The 2183-nt window shown below is 68.4% G+C and carries 1 protein-coding gene; it reads right to left on the bottom strand.

The genetic code is table 11. The features are described 5' to 3' along the window. Positions 1–2183 (bottom strand): condensation domain-containing protein (locus ABZ420_RS35960; protein ID WP_357132670.1); only part of this gene is annotated, 2183 nt, incomplete at both ends.

Genomic DNA, 2183 nt, shown 5'->3' with positions numbered 1-2183 from the left:
TCCATCACGTTGCGGTGCGCGACCCCCACACCCTTGGGCACACCGGTCGAACCGGAGGTGTAGATGACATACGCCAGGTTGTCCGGCCGCAACGGCGCCACCCGATCCGCATCACCCACCGGCGCGTCCGAATAGTCCTGCGCGTCGGCCAACACCACCACCGGCAATTCACCTGCCGGCACCGCGTCACGCTCGTCCGCTGTGGTGAGGACACACACCGGGGCGGCGTCGCCAAGCATGAACTCCAACCGCTGCACCGGATAAGTCGTGTCGATCGGCAGATACGCCGCACCCGCGGTCAACACACCCAACAACGCGACCGGTAGTTCCTCGGTGCGCGACACCGCCACCGCCACCACCGATTCCGGGCCAGCGCCCTGAGCGATCAACGCCCGAGCGACCCGGTTGGCGCGGCTTTGCAACTGCCCGAAGGTCAGGCTGGTGTCGCCGAAACGAATCGCGACCGCATCCGGACGCAACCATGCCTGCTCGGCGATCACATCCGGCAAGGTCGCGCCGGGGACCCAGGCGCCCGGCGCATTCCATGCGCTCAGCACTTGATCGCGCTCGCCGGGCGCGAGCACGTCGATGTCGCCCACCACAGCGGTGGCATCGGCCACGATCGACGTGAGGATACGGCGGAATCGGCTCGCGAAATTCCGCACGGTCGATTCGTCGAACAGGTCGGTCGCGTAGCCGATGACCACCGAAAGACCTTGGGCTCCAGGCTGTTCGGCCAGGGTGATCTGCAAGTCGAACTTGGCCGCCGACACCTGCGGATCGATGCCGGACACCGTGAGCCCGGGCAACTCGAGCGTCGCCTGCACCATGTTCTGCAATACCAGCATCACCTGGAACAGCGGGTGCCGCGCCGCCGAGCGAACCGGATCGAGCAATTCGACCAGGCGCTCGAAGGGCAGATCGGCGTGCCCGAACGCCGCGACGTCGGTCCGGCGGACCTCGGCGAGCAACGCGTCGAACGGCGTGCCCGGCTCGACCTCGGTGCGCAGCACCAGGGTGTTGACGAACATGCCGATCAGATCGTCGAGTTCGGCCTCGCCGCGGCCGGCCACCGGGGTTCCGATGGCGATGTCCGAGGTGCCCGACAGCCGGGCCAGCAGCACCGCGAGCGCGGCGTGCACCACCATGAACAGTGTCGAATTATGCCGCTGGGCAAGTTGTTCCAGCCCCGCATGCAGGTCGGCGTCGATGTCGAAGGCGAAGGTGGCCCCGCGATAGGACGCCTGGGCGGGCCTGGGCCGGTCGACCGGCAGCGGCAGTTCGTCCGGCAGGGCCGCGAGCGTGCCGCGCCAGTACTCGGCCTGCTGCGAGATGAGGCTGTTCGGGTCGCTCTCGGAACCGAGCACCTCCCGCTGCCACAGGCTGTAGTCCGCGTACTGGACCGGCAGCGGGGCCATGGCCGGGGCTTCGCCTCTGCTGCGCGCCTCGTAGGCCAGGACCAGATCCCGAGTGAGCGGTCCCATCGACCAACCGTCGGAGCTGATGTGGTGTGCGACGAACGCGAGCACGTGCTCGGTCGGGTCGTCCGCGTTCGCGGAAGCGACCTCGAACAGTTCGACCCGGAACGGGACCTCGGAGGTCACGTCGAAGCCCGCGGCGACGACGGCGGTCACCGCGGCGGACAGATCGGCCGCGTCGACCCGGGCCGGCGCCAGACCGATCGGCACCTCGTCCGCCGCGAGCACCTGCTGTACCGGGCCGTCCGGCGTCTGCGGATAGATCGTGCGCAGGATCTCGTGACGCGCCACCAGGTCCGCGACGGCCTGTCGCAGAGCGGCCACGTCCAAGTCGCCGGTGAGGCGGATGGCAGCCGGGATGTTGTAGACCGACGACGCCGGATCGAACTGGTTGAGGAACCACATGCGCTGCTGCGCCAGCGACAGCGGAATGCGGTCAGGGCGCGGACCGGCGACCAAGGCTTTACGCCCGCCGGAGCCCGCGTGCTGCTCGACCTTCGTGGCGAGTCCGGCCACGGTCGCCGCCTCGAAAATCACCCGCACCGGAACACGAGCATCCAACGCCGCACCGATACGCGCCGCTACCTGCGTCGCCAGCAAAGAGTTACCACCCAGTGCGAAGAAATCGTCATCCGCACCGACACGCTCGACACCGAGCACCTCGGCGTACACCGACGCCACGATCTCCTCGATCGGAGTCGACGG

The sequence above is a fragment of the Nocardia sp. NPDC005745 genome (assembly GCF_040630775.1).
Lineage (GTDB): Bacteria > Actinomycetota > Actinomycetes > Mycobacteriales > Mycobacteriaceae > Nocardia.
The sequence above is the reverse complement of the archived record's forward strand: the minus strand, read 5'-3'. Positions and strand labels throughout refer to the sequence as shown.